At 67.2% G+C, this 21301-nt stretch carries 19 protein-coding genes and 2 pseudogenes; 13 read left to right on the top strand and 8 right to left on the bottom strand.

Annotation, left to right across the window (positions count from 1 at the left end; genetic code table 11):
- Nucleotides 1-120 precede the first annotated feature (120 nt).
- Nucleotides 121-2367 carry a YccS family putative transporter gene (gene yccS, locus AC1DYK_RS04650; protein ID WP_478165190.1) on the bottom strand — a complete coding sequence of 749 codons (2247 nt, stop codon included), beginning with the start codon at nt 2365-2367 and terminating at the stop codon, nt 121-123.
- 85 nt (nt 2368-2452) lie between these two features.
- On the opposite strand from yccS, the gene AC1DYK_RS04645 reads away from it, so the two are divergent.
- The gene (locus AC1DYK_RS04645) at nt 2453-3241 is read left to right on the top strand and encodes an enoyl-CoA hydratase/isomerase family protein (RefSeq protein WP_478165189.1); all 789 of its coding nucleotides are present in this window, start codon (nt 2453-2455) and stop codon (nt 3239-3241) included.
- Here the strand turns inward: AC1DYK_RS04645 and AC1DYK_RS04640 are convergent.
- Nucleotides 3183-3773 (bottom strand): DUF6306 domain-containing protein, encoded by a 591-nt coding sequence (locus AC1DYK_RS04640; protein ID WP_478165188.1) that lies wholly within the window; start codon nt 3771-3773, stop codon nt 3183-3185. The genes AC1DYK_RS04645 and AC1DYK_RS04640 overlap by 59 nt on opposite strands.
- A 165-nt stretch (nt 3774-3938) precedes the next feature.
- Between AC1DYK_RS04640 and AC1DYK_RS04635 the strand changes: the two genes are divergently transcribed.
- The 6 genes from AC1DYK_RS04635 to folE all read left to right on the top strand — a co-directional run bounded on the left by AC1DYK_RS04635 (nt 3939) and on the right by folE (nt 8684).
- Complete coding sequence (locus AC1DYK_RS04635; RefSeq protein ID WP_478165187.1) at nt 3939-4838, top strand: LysR family transcriptional regulator; 900 nt, start codon at nt 3939-3941, stop codon at nt 4836-4838.
- A 102-nt stretch (nt 4839-4940) separates the two neighbouring features.
- Entirely contained in the window at nt 4941-5654 is a 714-nt protein-coding gene (locus tag AC1DYK_RS04630) for an RNA polymerase sigma factor (protein WP_478165186.1), read from the top strand.
- A gap of 20 nt (nt 5655-5674) precedes the next feature.
- Nucleotides 5675-6244: a ferritin-like domain-containing protein gene (locus AC1DYK_RS04625; protein WP_478165185.1), complete on the top strand. Its 570-nt coding sequence runs from the start codon at nt 5675-5677 to the stop codon at nt 6242-6244.
- Nucleotides 6245-6261: 17 nt separating this feature from the next.
- Nucleotides 6262-6648: a c-type cytochrome gene (locus tag AC1DYK_RS04620; RefSeq protein WP_478165312.1), complete on the top strand. Its 387-nt coding sequence runs from the start codon at nt 6262-6264 to the stop codon at nt 6646-6648.
- A gap of 14 nt (nt 6649-6662) precedes the next feature.
- The gene (locus AC1DYK_RS04615; protein WP_478165184.1) at nt 6663-7931 is read left to right on the top strand and encodes a c-type cytochrome; all 1269 of its coding nucleotides are present in this window, start codon (nt 6663-6665) and stop codon (nt 7929-7931) included.
- Between the two features lie 75 nt (nt 7932-8006).
- On the top strand, nt 8007-8684 hold the full coding sequence (folE, locus tag AC1DYK_RS04610) for a GTP cyclohydrolase I (RefSeq protein ID WP_478165183.1): 678 nt from the start codon (nt 8007-8009) through the stop codon (nt 8682-8684).
- A 36-nt stretch (nt 8685-8720) separates the two neighbouring features.
- Here folE and AC1DYK_RS04605 read toward each other — a convergent pair.
- From AC1DYK_RS04605 to AC1DYK_RS04585, 5 genes and pseudogenes are all read right to left on the bottom strand, one after another.
- Nucleotides 8721-9121: pseudogene (locus tag AC1DYK_RS04605) on the bottom strand (MgtC/SapB family protein); the annotation flags it as partial.
- A 22-nt stretch (nt 9122-9143) separates the two neighbouring features.
- Nucleotides 9144-9422 (bottom strand): annotated as a pseudogene (locus tag AC1DYK_RS04600) (TrbC/VirB2 family protein); the annotation flags it as partial.
- A gap of 496 nt (nt 9423-9918) precedes the next feature.
- Nucleotides 9919-10095 carry a hypothetical protein gene (locus AC1DYK_RS04595; protein ID WP_478165182.1) on the bottom strand — a complete coding sequence of 59 codons (177 nt, stop codon included), beginning with the start codon at nt 10093-10095 and terminating at the stop codon, nt 9919-9921.
- A gap of 14 nt (nt 10096-10109) precedes the next feature.
- On the bottom strand, nt 10110-10610 hold the full coding sequence (locus AC1DYK_RS04590; protein WP_478165181.1) for a hypothetical protein: 501 nt from the start codon (nt 10608-10610) through the stop codon (nt 10110-10112).
- Between the two features lie 223 nt (nt 10611-10833).
- On the bottom strand, nt 10834-11295 hold the full coding sequence (locus AC1DYK_RS04585) for an H-NS family nucleoid-associated regulatory protein (RefSeq protein WP_478165180.1): 462 nt from the start codon (nt 11293-11295) through the stop codon (nt 10834-10836).
- A gap of 460 nt (nt 11296-11755) precedes the next feature.
- Here AC1DYK_RS04585 and AC1DYK_RS04580 point away from each other — a divergent pair, with 460 nt between their 5' ends.
- Genes AC1DYK_RS04580 through AC1DYK_RS04555 form a run of 6 tightly spaced genes read left to right on the top strand, consistent with a single transcriptional unit; the run spans nt 11756 to nt 19600 of the window.
- On the top strand, nt 11756-12874 hold the full coding sequence (locus AC1DYK_RS04580) for a sugar ABC transporter substrate-binding protein (protein ID WP_478165179.1): 1119 nt from the start codon (nt 11756-11758) through the stop codon (nt 12872-12874).
- 5 nt (nt 12875-12879) lie between these two features.
- Nucleotides 12880-14430 (top strand): sugar ABC transporter ATP-binding protein, encoded by a 1551-nt coding sequence (locus tag AC1DYK_RS04575; protein WP_478165178.1) that lies wholly within the window; start codon nt 12880-12882, stop codon nt 14428-14430.
- Nucleotides 14427-15440: an ABC transporter permease gene (locus AC1DYK_RS04570; protein ID WP_478165177.1), complete on the top strand. Its 1014-nt coding sequence runs from the start codon at nt 14427-14429 to the stop codon at nt 15438-15440. Before AC1DYK_RS04575 ends, AC1DYK_RS04570 begins: the two co-directional genes overlap by 4 nt.
- A gap of 57 nt (nt 15441-15497) precedes the next feature.
- Complete coding sequence (locus AC1DYK_RS04565; protein ID WP_478165176.1) at nt 15498-16946, top strand: aldehyde dehydrogenase family protein; 1449 nt, start codon at nt 15498-15500, stop codon at nt 16944-16946.
- 46 nt (nt 16947-16992) lie between these two features.
- Complete coding sequence (locus AC1DYK_RS04560) at nt 16993-18714, top strand: thiamine pyrophosphate-binding protein (protein ID WP_478165175.1); 1722 nt, start codon at nt 16993-16995, stop codon at nt 18712-18714.
- A gap of 19 nt (nt 18715-18733) precedes the next feature.
- Complete coding sequence (locus tag AC1DYK_RS04555) at nt 18734-19600, top strand: alpha/beta fold hydrolase (RefSeq protein WP_478165174.1); 867 nt, start codon at nt 18734-18736, stop codon at nt 19598-19600.
- Nucleotides 19601-19610: 10 nt separating this feature from the next.
- Here the strand turns inward: AC1DYK_RS04555 and AC1DYK_RS04550 are convergent, their stop codons facing one another.
- Nucleotides 19611-20558, bottom strand: a complete 948-nt coding sequence (locus AC1DYK_RS04550) for a helix-turn-helix domain-containing protein (protein WP_478165173.1) — start codon at nt 20556-20558, stop codon at nt 19611-19613.
- Nucleotides 20559-21301: the final 743 nt, after the last annotated feature.

The raw sequence follows: 21301 nt of genomic DNA, 5'->3' as shown, positions 1-21301 counted from the left end.
CGAGCGCCAAAGCAGGGCATTTTGTTCCGTATGGGGAACAAAACCCGTCTCACGCATGCCATCGCCAAGCCACGCACGCATGCGACCGAACGGCCGGCGGGCCGTTCTCGCCGGATCGCCCTACCCGCCTTCCGCCGCGCCAGCCTCTTCCAGCCGCAGCCATCGGACGGCGTAGCCGCGCAGGGCCTCGATCTGCAGCCCGATCAGCCGGAGTTCGGTGCGAAGCAGTTGCACCGCAGGGTCGGTCTCGTCGTCCGAGCCGAACAGGCCTGCCAGCGCCTGGGGATCGGCCAGGGGCGTCGCCGCCATCGCCTCGACGGCAGCCGCGGACGCCTGCTCGATATTCGCCGCCAATGCATCCACCGCCTCGCCCGCGACGTCGGCCGCGGCGCGCAACGCCTCGGCATGCGCCGGACTCTGCAACGCCACGCGGTGCGCGCCGAGCGCCGACAGATAGCTCAACAGGGTGTGCGATTGAATCAGGAAGCGCAGCGCCACGCCGGCGCGCGGCCGCACGACGGCCGGCTCGCGGAACATCTCGGACACCGCGACCGCCAGCGCGGCGTCGGCGTTGTGGGCGTTGCGCCTGGCCAGCCGATAAGGCAGGTCGTCGCGGGCGCCGGCGCGGTACTGGGCGGCGATCTCCCGCAGATAAAGGGCCTGGTAGCGCATTGCCGCGGCCGCCAGTTCGTTGAAGCGCCGCGCCTGCCAATGGGGCAGCACCAGCACCATGGCGAGCCCCGCGATCGCGCTGCCGATGGCGGTATCGACCAGCCGCGGCACGATCAGCACGCCGCTGTCGCCCACCTGGTTGAAGCACATCAGCACCAGCACCGTCATGCAGGCCGTCGCCAGCAGGTAGCGCGTGGCGCGCGTCGCGAAGAAGAGCACACCGGCCGCCACCGCCAGCAGCGCCTGGAGCAGATGCTGGGGAAACAGCTCCAGCAGCGCCCAGCCGATCACCACGCCGAGCGCCGTACCCGCCATGCGCTGGCCCATGCGCGACATGGTGTCGCCCCAGGTCTGCTGGCAGACGAACAGCGTCGTCAGCAGGATCCAGTAGCCCTGCGCCGGGTGGATCAGGCGCATGACCCCATAGCCGGCCACGAGCGCGACCGCCAGCCGCAGCGCATGGCGAAACAGTGGCGAGCGCGGCGCGAGCTGGCGTCGAATGCGCTCGGCCGCGTCGCGCCAGGAGTGGGGCGAGCGGTCGAGCAGGCCCATGTCCGTACGCCCGGCCCGCGCCGTGGGCTCGCTGGCGCCGGCCAGTTGCCCGTCGAGCTGCTCCAGGTTGCGCGCCAGCGCCTCGACCGAGGCGAGCAGCGCCAGTCGCCCGGGCTCGTGCGCATGCTGGCGCTCGTGCGCGATCGCGCTGCGCAATTCCGCCAGCGCCTGCACCGTCGCGGTGTCGGCGGCGAAAGGCTCGCGCCGCTCGATCGACAGCGCGAGTCGCCGGCAAGCCTCGCCTTGCAGGTGCAGCACGCGCTGGCAGCGGTAGAGCAGGTCGCTGTGAAAGAAGGCGTCCGCCAGCGCGTTGTAGTCGTCATGGGACGAACTCGCGCGCTCGTGCACATCCTGCGCGATCAGGTAGAGCCCGCGATAGCGCGCGATGCGCCCCGTGGGCGCGCGCGCGCCGATGCGCCGGAAGATGCTTTCCTTGGCGGCATTGAGCTCGACCACCACCTCCGCATTGAGCTGCGAGAGCGACAGCCTCTTGCGCTCGATGTCGATGCCGCGCAAGGGCTCGAACAGGGAGGCCTTGAAGCGCACGTAGTCGCCGAGCACCGCGTACAGCCTGGCCAGCCGCGCCTGCACCGGCTGGGCCGGGAAGGCCAGGCACCAGGCCACCGAGAACACCCCGTACCAGGCGGCGCCCGCGAGCAGGAGCCACAGCTCGCGGTAGCGCTCGACAGGATCCGCCAGCGGCTGGTTGTCGATGCCCAGGGTGGTGTACATCGCAAGGATCAGCGTGGCGTAGCCGATCGCCTTGTAGCGCGCCTCGACCGCCCCGAGCATGGTGAGCCAGAACGCGGCGAGCGCGAGGCTCGTGATGAAGAGGTAGGGGCGATCGATCATGGCCGCGACGGCGAAGGCGGCCACCGCGAAGCAGACCAGCGTGACGACCTGGGCCCGATAGCGCCCGCGCCAGCTGTCGTCGGTCTCGGCCAGTGCGCTGGCGATGGCACCCAGGAACAGCGGGGTCACGGCCTCCATCCGCCCACTCGCGCCGCACGCCGTCATCAGGCTTCCCAGGGTGAGCAGCACCCGCAGCGCCTGGGCCTGGCCCGCGCCCCATCTACCGAGTTGTCGGGGGAAAGTCTCGATCACGAGGGGCAGCATGCCATCGTTGTGCACGATGTGTGCCATGCCCGCTCTTGCCGGTGCGCGGTCTGGGGTCTACTCGGAGCGCACGCCCCCGAAAATCTGAACCCCGAACCCGGAGTCCCACCGCATGACCACCGACCTCAGCAACCCCGACATCGACGTTCGCTTCGACAAGCACGTCGCCATCGTGGAGATCCGCCGCCCCCCGCACAACTTCTTCGACGCGCCGCTGATCGCCGGCCTGGCCAACGCCTTCGAAGCACTGGAAGCCGATGCGAACTGCCGCGCGATCGTGCTGTGCGCGGAAGGCAGCGCGTTCTGCGCGGGCGCCGACTTCGCGAAGGCCGACGACAGCGCCGGACGCAAGAGCCCGCGGGCCGTCAACCCGATCTACGACGAAGCCCTGCGGATGTTCGCCTGCACCAAGCCGATGGTGGCCGCGGTGCATGGTCCCGCCATCGGTGGTGGGCTCGGCCTGGCCCTGGTCGCGGACTTTCGCGTCACCTGCCCGGAAGCGCGCTTCTCGGCCAACTTCAACCGGCTCGGCTTTCATCCGGGCTTCGGTCTGTCGACCACCCTGCCCCGCCTGGTCGGCACCCAAAAGGCGGCGCTGCTGTTCTACACCGGCCGGCGCATCGGCGGCGAAGAGGCACTGGCCATCGGCCTCGCCGACGTGCTGGTGGCACAGGCCCAGGTGCGCGCCGAGGCGCTGAAGCTCGCGGCCGAGATCGCGACCTCGTCGCCGCTGGCCGTGGTCTCGACCCGGAACACATTGCGCGCCGGACTCGTCGAAGCGATCCGGCAGGCGGTCGCTCACGAAAGCGTCGAGCAGAACCGGCAGTTCGGCACCGAAGACTTCAAGGAAGGCGTGGCGGCGATGGCCGCCCGGCGCGAGCCGGTGTTCCGGGGAAGGTAGCCTCCAGGGCGCGGCGGTCCAGGAAGCCGCCCACCTGCACGATGTTGTCCGCATGCCGCGTGCACATCTCGGCGAGGTGATCGCGCAGCGCGCCTTCGCGCAGGCGCGGCAGCAGCGCCGTCAGCCTGTCGACGACCCAGGCCTGGCCGCGATTCAGGAACGCCAGTCGCTTGTCCAGGTCGTCGATCGCCATCGCCCTGTCGTAGAAAGCGCCGGTGCGGGTGCTCGGTGCGCCGTCGATCGACTGGATCGCCCGGAGGAGCATGCCGCACCACTTGACTTCGTCGCGTCGGATCTGCTCGCCGAGCTGCCCGAGCGCGCCATCGCCGCCCGCCTTGATGAACTGCATCGCGACGCGGGCACCGGCGCGCTCCGCTTCGAGCAACTCGTTCAGCGAGTCGAGCAGTTCCTCGGGGCCGATGGGCGGAACACAGGCCGCATCCAGCTCTTCGGCATAGCACACCGGCGACGACACTTCGACCCTCTCGTGCCACGCTCCGGGCGGCGTGGTCATGTCGTCACTGGCTTTCATGGTGCGCTCCTTTCGGGTTGGGGCGCGGAAGGCGCCCTTCGATGCAGCGGCCTCGCCGTCCGCGCGGGGCCCATGGGCATCATGATCCCTCCGGGCTTCATCAAAGTAAAATGAGTTTTATAGCCGTTTCACTGCAATGATTTCTCATCCAAACCAGGATGCCGGATGGATCTCACGCTCGCCCAGACCTTCCTCGAGATCGTGCAGACGCGCAGCTTCCTGCGCGCCGCGGAACAGTTGCATGTCACGCCGACCTCGGTCAGCGCACGCGTGCGGACGCTGGAAGAGTTGCTGGGCCGCGCCCTGTTCGTCCGCAACAAGTCCGGCGCCACGCTGACCCCCGCGGGCGAGCAGTTCCTGCCGCATGCGACCAGCCTCGTGCAGGTCTGGGAGCGCGCGCGCCACCAGGTGGCGGTGCCCGCCGGTCGGCGCGCCGCGCTCAGCATCGGCTGCGAGCTCAGCCTCTGGGATCCGCTGTTGCTGCAGTGGATGCTGTGGATGCGCTCCGCCGAGCCGCATCTGGCGATCCGCACCGAAGTCGGCTTTCCGGGCCAGCTTCTCGACAAGACGGCCGACGGCGTGCTGGACCTCGCGATCGTCTATGCGCCCCAGCATCGTCCCGGGCTGCGCGTCGAACTCCTGATCGAGGAGAAGCTCGTGATGGTCACCACCGCCAAGCGCGCACGCGCGCCGCGCGCCTCGGACTACGTGTATGTCGACTGGGGCCCGGAGTTCGCTGCGCAGCACGGGCTGGCCTTTCCCGAACTCTCCAATGCCGCGGTGAAGGCCGGCCTCGGCCCGCTGGGACGCGAGTACCTTCTGGCAGCCGGGGGCACCGGCTATTTCCGGCTCGACGTCGTCCGCGCCCATCTCGAGTCGGGGCGCCTGCGCCGCGTGCCCGACATGCCGGAATTTCTCTATCCCGCGTATGCGGTCTACGCGGCGGATTGCGACCGCAAGCTCGTGGACCCGGCGCTGGCCGGCCTCAGGCAAGTGGCAAGCCCGCGCGCCACCCAAGGCAAGCCCGCATCGCAGCGTCCGCAGCGAGCGTCGAAGAAGCGCTGAGCTCGCATCTGTCGTCCTGATCGGGACGCACGCGCGAGATCCGCGGCGTCGAAAGTTGAAACGTGCCGCGCAGTCGCCCCGTCTAACGGGTGAAAGGCCCACATGCACAACGCACACCATCCCTCACGCACCGTGGCGCTCGAAGGCACCACCGACGCAGAGCTCGCGCTGCGCGCCTCGCAGGGCGACGCGGCCGCCTTCGAAGCCATCATGCGGCGCCACAACCAGCTCCTGTTTCGCACCGCGCGCAGCGTGCTGAACAACGACGCCGACACCGAAGACGCCTTGCAGGACGCGTACCTCAAGGCCTGGCGTGCGCTCGCCGGCTTTCGTGCCGATGCAAAACTCTCCACCTGGCTAGTGCGCATCGTGGTCAATGAAGCACTGACGCGCCTGCGCCGACGCAGCGCGCGGGTGATTCCCCTCGACGCCTCGGCGCCGGGCGACGAACCCACCGAGGAGCCGTGGATGGAGGACGACATCGACCGGCAGCCCGACCGGCTGGCCATGCGGGAGGAAATGCGCCGGCTGATCGAGACCCGCATCGATCGCCTGCCGGATCTCTACCGCACCGTCTTCATGCTGCGCGCCGTGGAGGAGATGAGCGTCGAGGAGGTCTCGGTCGTTCTCGAACTGCCCGAAGCCACCGTGCGGACGCGCTTCTTTCGCGCACGCAGCCTGCTGCGCGAGGGCCTGTCGCGCGATGTCGACCTCGCCGTCGGCGACGCATTTTCGTTTGCCGGCGACCGCTGCGACCGCATCGTCGGCGGCGTGCTGGCAAAGCTTGCAACCCAGCGGGAAATTCCCCGCGACTGACAACCCACGAGGAGATCACCATGTCGTTCTTTTTGATGCCAACCCCGATGGCGGCACGCCGCCTGTTCCTGGGCCGATCCGGGCTGGTGCTGTCGGCTGCGGCCGTCGCGCTGCTGGCCGGCAAGGATGCGCTGGCCGCCAAGGCCGGCGGCGCGAATGCCGCCGACACCCAGATTCTCAACACCGCGCTGGGCGCGGAGCTCGAAGCGATCGCCGCCTACCAGCTCGGCGCCGAGAGCAAGCTGCTCGAAAAGCCGGTGCTCGACCTGGCCGTGACCTTCCAGGGCCATCACAAGGAGCATGCGAGCATGCTTGCCAAGACCATCGAGAAGCTGGGCGGCAAGCCGGTGACGGCCAAGCAGGCCTATGGCTTTCCGTCCGAACAGCTGAAGTCCCAGGCCGACGTGCTCAGGTTCGCGGCCAAGCTGGAACAGGGTGCCGTGAGCGCGTACCTGGGCGCGGTGCCGCTGTTCGGCGACCGCGACCTGGCCAAGGCCGCCGCCAGCATCCTGGGCGACGAAGCGATGCACTGGGCGGTGCTGCGCCAGGCGCTCGGCGAGGCGCCGGTCCCGTCGGCCTTCATGTCGTGACCCCCGCGCACCGGCTCATGGCGGCCGCCGCGCTGGCGCTCGGTGCCGTCGGACCCGCGCTCGCCGCGCCCGACGCCGTGCGCGGCGAGCAGGTCTATGCGCGATGCCAGGCCTGCCACGCGCTGGCCGTCGATCGCGTCGGACCGCGGCACTGCGGGCTCTTCGGCCGGCTCGCGGGCAGCGTGCCCGGCTACGGGTACTCGCCCGCGATGAAGGCGTCCGGGATCACCTGGAACGACAAGACGCTCGACCGCTTCCTGACCAAGCCCCTGAGCGTGGTGCCCGGCAGCACGATGACCTACGACGGCATCGCCGACCCGAAGGACCGCGCCGACCTGATCGCCTACCTCCAGCATGCCAACGCAGGCGCCGAGTGCGGCAGGCAGGCGGCGGCGAAACGATGAGAAAAGGAAACGTCATGCAAGAGCACACATCGAGGTCGCGGCTCCCGGTCGACTCGCACGGCATCCTGGTCACGAGTCTCTTCAGCGCGGCTCTTTCGCTCAGCGCATGCGGCGGCGGCTCCGACGACTCGGGCGCTCAGCAGTTCGCCGCGGTGGCCGCGGCCCAGCAGGCCGAGCAAACGGCGCTGATCGCGAAGGGAAAGGCTATCTTTCGCTTCGACACCTTCGGCGACGAGGCCCAGTGGACCGATACGCTGAGGATGCATGAAGTCATCAGCGCCGCGGTCGATCCGGTGACCGCGCTGTCGGTGGGCCTCAAGGTGGACGCCGAAGCGCTGCCGGCAGCGGTGGTGCAAGGCATCAAGGACGGCAGCATCGACCTCAAGAGCCCGGACACGACGATTGCCCTGCTCAAGCTCGATGCCGTGGTCGGCCTCAAGGGCAAGGTCGAGACCGTCAAGGGCAAGGACGCGCTGACCCGGGTCGGCATCACCTGTGCGCTGTGCCATTCGACCGTCGACAACTCCTTCGCGCCGGGCATCGGCAAGCGGCTCGACGGCTGGGCGAACCGGGACCTGAACCCGGGCGCCATCATCGCGCTGTCGCCGGCGGTGGACGCGGCGATGAAGGCGGTCTTCAATTCCTGGGGCAAGGGCAAGTTCGACCCGCGCCACAACGTCGACGGCATCAGCAACCCGGTGGTGATCCCGCCGGCGTACGGGCTGGAGGGCATTCACAGCGTGACCTTCACCGGCGACGGCAGCGAGCCCGCGTACTGGAACCGATATGTGGCCGTGGCGGAGATGGGCGGCCAGGGGTCGGTCTCGGAGCCTCGCCTGAATCTGAACATCATCCACGGCACCGAGGACCTGGTCACGAGCAAGCTGCCGGCCCTGCAGGCCTACCAGCTGTCGCTGAAGGCACCCGCCGCGCCGGCGGGCAGCTTCGATGCCGCCGCGGCTGAACGAGGCAGGATCGTCTTCGCGGGGGCCGGCAAGTGCGTGAGCTGCCACAGCGGGGCCCTGTTCACGGATGCCAACGCGACGCTGCACCCACCCGCCGACTCGATGGCCGAGCCGGAGTCTCCGAGCTATGCCGCGCGCTCCGCGAGCAAGCAGTATCGAACCACGCCGCTCAAGGGCGCCTGGCAGCACGCGCCCTACTTCCACAACGGGTCGGCCGCGACGCTCAAGGACGTCGCGAGCACCTACAACGCGAAGCGCGGACTGGGCCTGAGCGCGCAGGAGATCGCGGATCTGGCCGAGTACCTGAAGTCGCTGTGAAGCACGACCTGCCCCATGCTGAGAACGACAGAACCCTCGGACCCGATCTTCAGGTCCGAAGCACCGCCCGCGCCCATGAGCGCGTCCGACCGCATCCGCTACCGTCTGATCGGTGCCGACTGCCGCTACCACGCGAACGACAATATCTCGGCCTTCCTCATGCCGGGGGAACTCGCGGAGCTGGAGGCCGAGGTGCGCAGCAGGATGCAGGAGGTGCTGCACGCCCTCGTGATCGACACCGAGAGCGACCACAACACGAACCAGACGGCCGGGCGCGTGGCGCGCATGTTCATGACCGAGGTCTTTCGCGGGCGCTATGTCCCGATGCCGGCGGTCACGGAGTTTCCGAACGCGTCGCGCCTGAACCAGCTGATGATCGTCGGCCCGCTCACGGTACGCAGTGCCTGCTCGCACCACCTGTGCCCGATCATGGGGAAGCTGTGGATCGGCATCCTGCCCAACGCGCATTCCAACCTGATCGGCCTGTCGGAGTACGCCCGCATCTGCGACTGGATCATGGGCCGCCCGCAGATCCAGGAAGAGGCGATCATGATGCTGGCCGATGAACTCGAGCAGCGGGTGAAGCCCGACGGCCTGGCCCTGGTGATGGAGTCCGATCATTTCTGCATGCGCTGGCGCGGCGTGAAGGACAACGATGCGGCCATGACCAACAGCGTGATGCGCGGCACCTTCCTGCGGGATGCCGCGCTGCGACGGGAATTCCTGTCTCTTCGAAGTCGCAAAGGCGCCTGAAATGGTGTGAACGGGCCCTACTGGATCACTTCGCGGTCAGTCCTCCGACCTGGCATTCCAGAATGCCTGCCGGATGCCGGGCTGGGCCTCGAGTTCGCTGACGACCTTGTCGAGTCCTCGGGCTCGACCGCGGTGGCGTACAAGGTGGCTTCGATTTCGGCGTCGTGCTGCCCGAATGCATGCTGGGCGACGTCTCGAACAGGGTAGTTGGCCGCCTCCAACAGGTCGACCAGTTTTTCCCGTGCCTCGGATTGCGCGCTGCGCGAACAGGTCGCGTAGACCACATAGGTCGCTTCGCTGAACTCCTCATGGACGGGGCGCCGGTTGATGCGGTTGACCACCGGACGCAGCAGCGTGTTGCTGGCCAGGACTAACAGCGCAGCAACGAGCGCTTCGCCGATCAGATCGGCGCCGGCGCAGGCGCCGACGGCGGCCGAGCAACCAAGCCCAGGTGCCAAGCGCTGTCGTAGCGCCGACGAGTGCCACGTGCACGACGCCGAAGCCGAAGTCACTCCAGCTCTTCTTTTCGGCGAACGCCATCACGCCGAGATAGAGCAGGTAGAGGAGGGCCAGGACGCCGACAAAGGCATAGATCCCGGTCTTGACGTCTTCCGCTGTGCTTTTCGCGGTGTCCAAGCCACCAAGGTTGGCTGCATGACTCGCGCCATGCACGGCCGCGAGCGCCATTGCGGTCGCGATCTTTGCGCGCTGCCCAGTGAGAAGTTGCTGAAAGTTCATTTTCTTCATGGCGTTGCTCCTTGCTTGCCAAAGTTTTTGAAGACGTCCCACCGTTCGAAGGCGACTGGGTCGCTCGTCGTGGGGGACGCGATTGCTGTGGCTCTCGCCTCAGGTTCGGTGCGCCCGGGTTGTGCGCGTGGTGTTGTGTTTCTCAGCGATGGCGGAGGTGCCTTCGAGGCCCTCGAGATCTCTCGATCCAGCCCGCTGATGTCCTCTTGCAGCCGTCTGATCCGGTCGGCGCGTTCTTCCGAGCTGTCCCTGTTCGCTGCCGCCATCTCGGATGCCAGTAGGGCGAGGCTCTGTGCGCGCTCCTGGTTGAGGATCTGCAGTTGGCCGGTCTGCAGATCCTTGGGGGTGGGTTGTGCCGGAGCGGGCGATTCGGCCTTCGCAGCCGTTGCGGCAGGAGTACGCGCTGCAGCCGGGACTTCCAGGCTCTCCGCCGGCGTGCGTCCTGCGAGCAATACAAGGCTCGCCACCGAAATGAACTCAACGAGCTTCATCGCCCGTGAATGCGCTGCAGCTCGGCCGCTGCTTCCGGCGTGTTGATCGGCATTTCAGTCGCCTGCGGATCGGGACTCTTGAGCTCTGGTCGTGATGAACAACCGGCAGCGAGCAGGCATGCCATGACGATCGCGAATGCGACAAAGGCGGCTTCGAGGATCGAGCTACGCAACATATATGGCCACCTCAGAAGCGCACCCGGCGGTACTGCTTGCCATTGATGAACACATCGACATACATCGGGCTCCCCTTCACCGGGTCCATGGTCGATATGGAGTCGAAGACCTGGACTGTCTTCGTGGTCATCGACGAGGCGTCTCCGCTGCCCTGCGTGTAGACCAAGCTTACGGAGCCGAGCGCCTTGCCGGCGCAAACCTTCTTCCCGGACGCGCTGGTTTTTCCTTCGCCATCGCCGATGCCGGTGAAGAGCACGACACTGCTGTCGGGATTCACCAAAGTAGCGAAAGAGTTTGAATACCGGCCGGCTGCTTGAGGAGGCAGCCCTTGCATGACCTCCACGCCCTCTGCCACTGCGGTCGTGCCTTCAGGACACGCGTCATACGGGTTTGTGCCGCGCTGCGCCACGGCTTGCCCGTTTGCCTCGGAGCATTGAGGGAACGGCTTTGGCGGCTGCTCCGCCTGCTCGCGGATGAACCTTTGGATGACGCGGCACTCGATGGGTTTCACACGCCGTCTGCCCGAAACCTTGGTGGAACATGCACTCCCGTCCTGAGGAGAGCCTCCGTTTCTTCCATGGAGCTCACGCGCTATGTGCGTTTCGACTACAGCGAGCAGGATGCACGGTGGATCGCCGTCCTCCTGTGATGGAGATCCATACAGTAAGCGGCATCTGAACACCGTTGAGCGATTGCTATGTGTCCGCACGAGCGCGGTACATGCTCGCCATGTCCTAGGCTTGTAGCTCTTCCAGCTTCATGCCTGCTTCAAGTGCTGTTTTAATCCACCGGGGCTTGGGGCCCATCCCAGACCAAGTATTGCCGCTTCGGTCGCGATACTGATGCCTTGCCTTCCGCTTCGGAGTCACTGCCCTCCCAGAGGGATTGCCTTGGGTCGCGAAATCCTCGAGGTTCTTGCCTGATGCGATCGCATCACGTAGCCAGGTCGGTCGTTCTCCCCTGCCGCTCCAAGTCCTGCCATTTCCATCGCTGTACTTGGGCACCATGCCTGCCGCCGAGCGAGTCTTGGGCGAGAGCGCTTTTGCTCCGAAGAGCTGATGGGCTGTGAGGCCGTAGTGGTTGATAGCGACTTTGATTCGCGAGACGACGCCTTCGATTTCTGCGGAGCGGAGCTTGTCCGCTTGCCGTTGAAGAACGTCGATTTCTTTCTGGATTTGCTTGTAGCTCTTGGTCATGGATGCCCTGTGTTGAATGGCTGAAATGAACCCGAGCATGAGGATGCCTCCTGCGTACCGTTGTTGTCGCCGGCGATACGCTGGCCTTGAAGGTGCGTGGGGCGGGAGTGAGCGAGAAGATGCTGGCCCATACGCTGCAACGTCTAGAAGGCGGCAGGCTGATGCGTCGCACGTCCTATCCGGTCATTTCCGCTCGAGGTCGAGTACGACCTCACGCCGCTCGGCGCCGAGGCCGCGGCCCACGTGGCCGCGCTGGCAGTGGCTCGAGAGCAACTTCCACCACATCCAGGAAGCCAACGAGGCGCGCCTGCAGCAGCGCTGAGAGACCTAGTAGCCTTCCGCCGAGTTGCACAAAAAACCGATCTATCGCGCACGATCCACGGGCTGCCTGAACCCCGTCCGCCCTAACATTTCGCTGAAGCCGCTCTGTTGCGGAACAACGAACATTAGGAGACAGATCATGCGCAGCCCTGCCCGCCCCTCGGGCCTAATTTCCCTTGCCCTGGCTTTGGCCCTTCCGGGGCTGTCGTTCGCGCAGTCCGAGACCCCGCGCGCCTTCGCATCGCGTGTCGTCGGGCAGGCCTCGGCCTCCGTCATGTCACGCGACACGCTCGGCGACGGCGCGGTCCGCTGGCGCGGCGCGGAGCGCTCGCCGGCTCCGGCCAAGGGCGCGACGGTCGCGGTCGTTCCCTGCCCCCTGATGCTCTCGGTCTGCCAGACGCTGCTGGCCGACGCCACGGCTGCGGCGAAGGCGATCGGGTGGTCGGTGGTGGCGGTCGAGGCCACCGGCGATCCGGCGGTCACCCAGAAGGCTGTCGATGCCGCGATCAATCGCAACGTGGCCTGCGTGCTGACGCTTGGTTCTCCCTCTCGCGACATCCGAACGCAGATCCAGCGCGGCAAGGAAAAGGGCATCGCCTTCGTCACCGGCTTTGCCGACGATCCGCGGCAGTTCGGCGGCGACGTGGGCTACGGCATCGACCAAAATGCCGCCGGCAAGTTGCTGGGCGCCTTCATCGTGGCCAAGGGTGGTGGCAACGTCGTGCTGTTCAATGCACCAGCCTTCCCCCAGTTGGCAGAGCGGGTGCGGGGCGTCAAGGACTACCTTGCCGCCCACGGCGGCAACACGGCGCGGGTGGTCGAGGAGGTCGAATTCAACGTCGGTGCCGGTGCCCCCGATCTGATCACGAAGACCCAGGCGCTGCTGACCAAACACGCCAAGGGCAGCCTCCAATGGGTTGTCGGCCCCTACGACGAGGCCCTGGTGCCCGTCCTGGCGACCGCGCGGCMGCGCGGCCGGGAGGAGATCCGCACGCTCGGCTTCGACGGCGAACCGGTGGCCCTCAGCGCCATCGCGTCCGGCGGCGGGCAGGCGGCCACGATCAACTGGGGCCTCGAATGGGTGGCATGGGCCGGCATCGACGAATGCAACCGTGCGATCAACAAGGTCGAGGTAGGCGTTAACCAAGACTTCCCGCTGCAACTGGTGCAGGAGGCCAACGCCAGGCCCGGCAAGCGCTACGACCCGGGCCTGGACTTCAAGGCGAAGTACCAAGCGCTTTGGAAGTCCGGCCAGTGACGGCCATGCCGAAGCCGGATCCTGCCCGCGCCAGCCTGGCGCCGGTTCTGGAACTGGAGCAGATCGCCAAGTCATTCGGCAGCACGCAGGCACTGCAGGGCGTGGACTTCGATCTGCGTCCAGGCGAGATCCATGCACTGGTGGGCGAGAACGGCGCCGGCAAGTCGACGCTGATCCGCATTCTTGCGGGCGACCATGCCCCGGACCGGGGCGCGATGCGCCTCGCCGGACAGGCCTTGCGCCTGAGGCACCCCGGCGATGCAGCGGCGGCGGGCATCGGCTTTGTCCACCAGCGGCCTGCCTTCGCGCCCGAACTCTCGATCACCGAGAACTTCCTCCTCGGCCTGCCCTTCGGCCACCGGCGCTGCGGCCTCATCGATTGGAGAGCTCACCATCGGGACTGCGCCGCCGGCCTGGCCGCTCTGGGCCTGCAGGTCGATCCGCGGCGCCCGCTGGCCGTACTCAGCGCCCACCAGCGGCAGATGGTGGCGCTCGCCCGGGCTCTGCAACGCAGTCCTGCGGTGCTGGTGCTGGACGAGGTCACGGCCGCTCTGTCCGAGCCCGAGGTCCGCATTCTTCTGGAGACCATCCGCACCTTGCGCAGTCGCGGCGTCGGCATCATCTACGTCAGCCATCGGCTGGAAGAGGTCTTCCGCATCGCCGACCGCGTGACGGTGCTGCGCAACGGCCGCAGGATCTGCACCCGGCCCCTGGCCGCGTTCGACGAGACCAGCCTGGTCGAGGAGATCGTCGGCAGCACAGTGGAGCAGGTCTTCGCGCGGAGCACGGCAGTGGCGCCGGACACTGGTCCGCCGCGGCTGCACGTACAGGACTTGGGCGACGGGCTGATGGGTCCGTTGAGCTTCACCGTTGCCCGAGGGGAGATCGTCGGCATCGCCGGACTCGGCGGCGCCGGCCGCTCGCGCCTTCTCAAGCTGCTGTTCGGCGCCCTGCCTCGACGTACCGGGCGGATCTGGCTCGATGGCGAGGAGCAGACGATCCGCGTGGTGCCGGATGCCTTGCGCGCCGGCGTAGCGCTGGTAACCGAAGACCGCAACCACGACGGCTACGTCGATGCGCTGCCGATCTGGCAGAACGTGACGCTGCCGTGGCTGTCGCGCTTTCGCGCGGGCGGCTTCGTGCGGCGGCGTGCGGAGCAACGCGAGGCCGGGGCGGCGATCCAGCACTTTTCGGTGCGCATGCCATCGATCCATGCCCCGATGTCCGCGCTGTCAGGCGGCAACCAGCAGAAGGTCCTGTTTTCGCGCTGGCTGGTCGGCCCCGTGCGCCTGCTGCTGCTCGACGAGCCAACGCATGGCGTAGACATCGGCGCGAAGGCGCAAATCTACGGCGCCATCCGCGAGATGGCGGCGCAGGGGCGTGCGGTCCTGGTCGCGTCTTCCGAACTGGAGGAACTCGAAGCACTGTGCCACCGGGTGCTGCTGCTCAGGGACGGCGCGCTGCACGGCGAGCTTGCCGGCACTGGGATCTCCAAGGACGCGATGCTGCACCGCCTTCTTACTTCCAAACACAGTTCCTTGGAGACGACCCCATGAGGCAAGCCCAGTCCGCTTCCATATTGCACGAGCCAGCCGCGGCCACACCCAGCACCCCGACGCGGGGCGCAGACGCGGGACCGGGCGGCCTGGCGCCAGTGGTGTTCCTGGGGCTACTTGTCGCGGGCTTCGCCCTGGCCATGCCCGATGTCTTCCCGACGCTGGAGAACCTGGCCACGATCCTCAACGACGGCGCGCTGCTGGCACTGCTCGCCTGCGGCCTGACGCTGGTGCTGATCGTTGGCGAGTTCGACCTGTCCATCGGGGCCTGCGCCTCCTTCTCGGGCGCCCTGGCCACCGTTCTGATCACGCGCCAGGGCTGGCCCGTCCCGGCCGCTCTGCTGGCCGTGCTCGCCAGCGCGGTCCTCATCGGTCTGGCCAACGGCTGGCTGGTCACCGCACTAGAGATCCCCGCCCTGGTGGCGACGATCGGCCTGTCCAGTCTGCTGGACGGCCTGACGTTGTGGGTCACGGGCAACTCGGTGATCTTCACCGGCTTCACCGATGCCTTCCTCTTTTGGGGCACCTGGAGCGTTGGCGGCCTGCAGGCACCGCTGTTCTACATGGCGGCGCTCGCGGTGCTGCTCGGCTTGGCCCTTCGCTACACGGCGACAGGGCGCCACCTGTACGCCATTGGCAGCAACCGGGCGGCCAGCCGCATGGCCGGGATCCGGGTCGAGCGTCGGGTGCTGCTGGCCTACGTCGGATGCGCCGTGCTGGCCAGCTTCGCCGGCTTCGTCTACACGGCACGCCAGGGCTCGTTGACGCCGCTGTTCGGCACCTCGATGCTGCTGCCGGCCTTTGCCGCCGCCTTCCTGGGCTATGTGACGCTGGCCCGGCGGCGCTTTCACATCCTGGGCACCGTCATCGGGGTCTACACGATCGGCATCGGCACCCTGGGGTTGCTTCTTATCGGCGCGCCGGCCTATTCCCAGCAGTTGTTCGCCGGGATCGTGCTTATCGCGGCAACCGGCGGCGCGAGCCTGCGGCGCTGGCTGCGGCGCCGCTAATGCTCGGTCCGCCGGGTCGCCACACGCTTCTTCTTGCTTCTCCGAAAGGTACTTGCCATGTCCACCCCCGCCTCGATCGACCACGCTGCCCGCCTGCAGCGCCTTCTGCAGGCGCAGAAAGACAGCTTCCTGCGCGAGGGCGTTCCCGACTTCCCCACCCGGCTGGACCGGCTCAGGCGCCTGGAGCGCATGCTGCTCGACCACGAGGACGAGATCGTGCGTACCCTGTCGCAGGACTTCCAGGGGCGCTCGCGCGCTCTGACGCGCGCGGCCGACATCGTCGGCGGCGTCTCGGCCATCCGCTACACCATGGAGAGCCTGCCGCGCTGGCTGGATCCGCAGCCGGTGGAACTGCCAGACTACGTGGCCCAGTCCGGCACCCGGGCGGCGGTGCACTACCGTCCGGTCGGCGTGGTGGGCGTGGTGGTCCCTTGGAACGGGCCAGTGCTTCTGACCATCTTGCCGTTGGCCGGCATCCTTGCGGCGGGCAACCGCGCGATGGTCAAGCCCTCGGAGTTCTCGCCGGCCACCTCGGCGCTGGTGGCGCGCATGATCGCCAAGACCTTCGCGCCCGAGGAAGTGGTGATCGTCGAAGGCGCGGCCGACGTCGCCAGCGCCTTCACCCGTCTGCCGTTCGACCATCTGCTGTTCACCGGCTCCTCCACCGTGGCCCGGCACGTGATGCGGGCTGCCGCCGAGAACCTGACTCCCGTGACGCTGGAACTGGGCGGGAAGAGCCCCGTGGTCTATGGCCGCAGCGCGCGGCACGACGAAGCAGCGGCGCGCCTGGCGCACGGCAAGCTGGCCTTCGGCGGCCAGGTCTGTGTCACGCCGGACTACGTGCTTGCGCCGGCCGGGCAGGAGCGCGCGCTGGCAGACCGAATCCTGGCCGAGGCAGCGAAGCTGTACCCGACGATCCACCGCAACGACGACTACACTGCCATCATCAATGAGGCGCATCTGCGCCGCCTGCAAGGCCTGCTCGACGAAGCCCGCGCGAAAGGCGCCACTCTGCTGACGCAGCCGCACGCCGATAGCGACGCCGCCGGCAGCCGGAAGCTGCCCCTGACCGTGGTGCTGGGCGCGACCGAAGAGATGGCCGTGCTGCAGGAAGAAATCTTCGGCCCCATCCTGCCGATCCTGCCCTACGGCTCAGTGCAGGAAGCACTCGCCTACATCCAGGCCCGGCCCAACCCGCTGTCGGCCTACTACTTCGGAGAGGACGCCGACGAGCAGGCGCTCGTCACGCAGTCTATCCAGACCGGGGGCCTGCTGATCAACGACGTCCTGTGCCAGATCTTCTACGAGCACATTCCCTTCGGCGGCTCCGGAGCCAGCGGTATGGGGCGCTACCGCGGTTTCGAGGGCTTTAGAACCTTCAGCAACGGCGTCTCAGTCTTCGTCCAGAAGCAGCCTGAGGCCGCGCTTCAGCAGCAGCGGCCACCTTACGGAGCGGGCATGCAGGCCTTCCTGGATGCCCAGATCGAGCAATTCCGGCGCAGCTAAGGCGTGCCGGTCGGATATTTCCCAATGTGAGCACAGGAGACCATCGATGTCGGATAAGACCAGAATGACCGCCGGGGAGCGGATCGTGCAGAACTTCCTGCAGGAGGGGGTTGAGATCCTCTTCAGTCACGGCGAACTCTCGCTGATGGACATCCAGCAGCACGCCCTGCGCAAGGGGCTGCGCATGGTGGGCGCGCGTCACGAGTCGGCGGGCGTCTTCATGGCAGCGGCCTACTACCGCCTCACCGGCAAGCCGCAGGTGGCAATGGGCGCACAGGGCCCGGGCGCGGCCAACATGTTGCCCGGTGCCGTGAGCTGCCGCGCGGAGAACATCCCGGTGGTGCTGGTCGGCGCCTCGCGTCAGCATGAGTCGACCACCGGTGTGCGCACCGGCCGCTTCCTGCATGGCGACACGCTGTGGCCGGCGTTTCGCGACATCTGCAAATGGTCCGGCAAGATCCTACATCCGCGCCAGGTCGACGAGATGGTGCAGCACGCCTTTCGCGAAGCCCTCAACGGCCGGCCCGGCCCGGTGTACCTGGAAGTCGACTACGAAGGCCATCAGCAGGAATGGACATACGGCCCGCTGGCGTCGCCGGCACGCTACCGCCTGCAGCACCAGCCGGCGGCCGATGCGGCGCTGCAGGAGGCAGTGCGTCTGATTAAGTCGGCGCGCTCACCCCTGATCCTGGCCGGCGAGGAAATCCAGAGCACGCGAACCTTCGCCGAAGTGCATGCCCTCACGCGCCTGGTCAATTGCCCGGCCACCAGCCCGATGACGGCGCGCGGTACGGTGGCCGAGTCCGACGACCACTTCATCAACTTCAGCAGCGACACCATACGCGAGGTCATTGATGCGTCCGACCTTGTGATCGCCATCGGCACCGACATTCCGGAACACGTCAACTACGGCCGCCAGCGCCATTGGGCGAAGGGCGACGCGGACCGCAAGTGGATCCTGATCCACCAGGACCCCGCGGCCTTCGGCTTGAACCGGCCGGTCGACCTGGCGTTGCTGGGCAAGCTGCCGGACGTGCTGCCGCAGCTGGTGGCGGCGCTGCGCGCGACCGGCGGACGCCCACCGCATCCCAAGCTCGCGCTGTGGCGTGCAGCTTTCCTGCAGGAGCGGCAACGCCGCATCGACGAGGCCCGCGGCAGGCATCCGATCCATCCTTACGAGCTGATGGCGGTGGCGCGCGAGGCCGTACCGGACGACGCGGTCATCGTCACCGAATGCGGCCTCACCGGCGTCTACGTCAACGACGCCTTCGAGCAGCGCAGCAACGACTATCTCTGGAACGTGACGTTCGGCCTGATGGGCGCCGGCCTGCCGCACGCCATCGGCGCCAAGCTGGCCGTCGGTGATCGCCCCGTGGTGCTAGTGACCGGCGATGGCGGACTGGGCCCGCACCTCATGGAGCTCGAGACCGCGGTGCGCCACAATGTGCAGGTCATCGTCATCGTCAACGACGACCAGTCCTATGCCGCCGAACTGGCGGCGCTGCACCACAAGATGGGCGAGACGCCTGAAGCCCGGTTCGCCTACACCCGCTTTGACCAGCTCATCCAGGGCGTCGGCGGCCACGGCGAATACGTCGAACGCATTGAGGAACTGGCGCCCGCGCTCCAGCGCGCCCAGGCCTCCGGCAAGCCAGCGCTGGTGCAGGTGCGGGTCGACCAGGACAGCGGCCTCAAGTATCTGCCATTCGGCAACGCCGAGCTGTTCAGCTGGGTGCACGAAGACCCCGCGCGACAGCGCGAGGCTTGACCACCAGGGGACTTCAGTCATGTCCTATATAGAGACAGTCCGGATCGGGCCAGCCCCGCGGATCGCCCTCGACCACATGGGGAGCGGCGAGCTCGTCGTCTTCCTGCACGGCGTCGGCGGCAACCGGTGCAACTGGCGCGGGAACCTGCCCATCTTCGGCCAGCGCTTCCTCGCCGCGGCGTGGGATGCCCGGGGCTACGGCGACAGCGACGACTACGATGGCGCGCTGCGCTTCAGCGACTTCTCCGACGACCTGGCGCGTGTGCTCGACCATTTCGGCGCCGAGCGCGCCCATGTGGTCGGGCTGTCAATGGGCGGTCGCATCGCGCTGGACTTTGCGCGCCGGCATGCTGGCCGCCTGCTGACGCTGACCCTGTGCGCGACCTTCAGGGGCTTCGGTAGCTTCAGCGACGAGGCAAAGGCCGAGTTCGTCCGCTCGCGCAAGGAGCCGTTGCTCAACGGGCTGGAGCCGGCCGACATCGCTGAGCCCGTGGCGCGCTCGCTGCTCGGCCCCCGCGCCACCGAGGCCGCCTTCCGGCAACTGGTGGACAGCATGGCCCGCCTGCACAAGGACAGCTACATCAAGAGCATCGAGGCTCTGGTGCGCGAGGACACCGACAGCCGCCTGGACCACGTGCGCGTGCCCACTCACATCGTCTGCGGCGCGAGCGACCCGCTCACGCCGCTGGACATGTCGCGGGAGATCGCCGGCCTCATCCCGCAGGCAGAGCTGACCTTGCTGCCCGACGCCGGGCACCTGTTGAACATCGAGAGTCCGGCTGGCTTCGAGCGGGCCGTGCTGGATTTCCTGGTCCGCAACAGCCCGGCGCATGCGCCCACGACCGTCGGCGCGCCCGATGGACGCGGCTCGGCGACAGCGCGCTGACCCGGACGGCTCAATGCCCCTGGCTGCCTGCACGCAGTTGGCTCGGCGTCTTGCCGTACTTCTTGAGGAAGCGGCGACCGAAATGGCCCGGGTCGTTGAAGCCGCAGCCCAACGCGATCTCCTGGATGGTGCGCTGGCGCTGGTGCCGGCTTCGTAAGGCCCGCTCGGCCCGTTGCAGGCGTTCGTCCTCCATCCACTTGTGCAGTGTCGTCCCCGTGGCACCGAAGACCTGGTGGAGGTAGCGCACGGAAATGCCCGCGAGTTCTGCAACCCGCGCAACGGACAGTTCCGGATCCGCCAGGTGGGTCAGCACGATGGTGCGGGTTCGCCGCAGGATGTGGTCGCGCGAGAGACTGAGCGGGCCAACGGCACCGTCCTCGCTCTCGGCCTCCGCGATCAGGTCGATCAAGGTGGTGGTGAGCGAATGCCCGGCCTCCGAAACCAGGTCGGCGGGCTCTCCGGCCAGAACCCGCAGAAGGCGTGACGCCAGTCCGCTGGTTCCCTGCTGTCCACTGTAGACACGCCCGCACACTGCCTCTGTGGCCAGGCCCCGGCGCGCGAACTCGCTGCGCGGAAAGCGCGCAACGATGCGCTGGGCGGGGCTGTCGGCCTCGATCAGGTAGGGCAGCGCGCTGTCGAAGATCGCGAAGTCACCTTGGTGGAGATGGATGGCGCGGTCCAGGTGTCTCATGCGCACACTGCCGCCGACGTGCAGTGCCAAAAGATAGTCATTCTGGCGGTCGCGCTCGATATCCCCCAACCTGCGTTCGATCGTCACTGCATCGAAGTCGACGAAGGAGAACTCGCAGAACCCCACCTGGCTACGCCGGATGCGGGCGTTGAACGCTTTGTCGCCCGAGCGGTATGCGCCAAGGTAGGCGATCTGGCACACCGCCTGCTGGAACACGGCGAAGCGCAAACCAGGATCGAAGGTCTCTGTGTCAAGAATGGTCAGCATGGTTTCCCCTCCCCGCCCGAGGCTGCCCAGGCGGCGAATGACGTGCGGGCAAGCAGGTTGCGCCAAGCATTGGTCGAGCAGCCGAATGTTCTCTTTCGGCAGGCGAGATTAATCGCTTCCTGCAGGTATTCACTCCCGCACGAACAAAGACGGCGGTGTGGTGACCGCCACGGCATCAATTGCAGGCGCCGCAACGTTTCGGATGGACTACCGCCGAACTGCTCCCGGTACTGCGCCGCGAATCGGCTCACGTGCAAAAAAGCCGTAGGTCAACGCCACGTCGGACATATTGACCAACGTGCGTAGAGGTTAATTTAGTGGTAAAGCATCTTTCCCCAATCTAGGGTTTTCCCCTTTTCGAATTTGTGTAAGGCCGGCCTTTATCTCACCACGGAGCGCTCCAGCCGGATGCAAGCGATGGAGAGATTCTGGGGTGAGGGTCAGCCCAAGCAGCTCAACGACCAGTGGCTGCCGGGTGAGTGTTAGCTCAACTGTTTCGGACGCGAAACTGATGCGCCATTCCCCTGTCGCCGGTCCTTCCAGGGAGCCCACAGGCCGTCGACGCCCAAGGTTTCATCGTCGTGCTTTGCGCCGATGGCGATCGCGCTTCCGTTCGTTGGCGCCGATCAGATGGTGTTGGCCACCTAGCTTTCGGTGTGAGTGAACGAGGCCCAAATACCGGGGTTCTGCGCGCAGATCTAGACATGATGGTCGCCGCCAGGCGGCCGGTCTCCAACATCGTA

Source organism: Variovorax sp. P2_H12 (genome assembly GCF_056403395.1).
This window is presented reverse-complemented; position numbering and strand designations above follow the sequence as displayed.